The sequence below is a fragment of the Citrobacter sp. TBCS-14 genome, from assembly GCF_005280805.1.
Taxonomy (GTDB): domain Bacteria; phylum Pseudomonadota; class Gammaproteobacteria; order Enterobacterales; family Enterobacteriaceae; genus Citrobacter; species Citrobacter gillenii.
Genome location: NZ_SZWM01000811.1, coordinates 1 through 224, shown reverse-complemented (window position 1 = coordinate 224; position 224 = coordinate 1). Strand labels below are relative to the sequence as shown.

Here is a 224-nt window from a genome sequence, read left to right as displayed (position 1 = left end):
ATCGCGTCGCATACCGGCGATATGCTGAAAGTTGCCGGTAATGCCAGCGGTAATTTTGTGCTGGATATCAAAAACACCGGCCGGGAGCCAGTATCCGCGGGTGCACCACTTCAGGTTGTGCAGACCGGTGGCGGTGATGCCGCGTTTACCCTGAACGGCGGAAAAGTAGATGCCGGGACCTGGGAATACGTCCTGAGTAAGGAAAATACTAACTGGTATCTGAA

The 224-nt window shown here is 54.0% G+C and carries 1 protein-coding gene; it reads left to right on the top strand.

Going from position 1 to position 224, the window contains the following annotated elements; all coding sequences use genetic code 11:
- On the top strand, nt 1–224 hold a 224-nt coding region (locus tag FDX22_RS21440), incomplete at both ends, for a pertactin-like passenger domain-containing protein (RefSeq protein ID WP_146717741.1).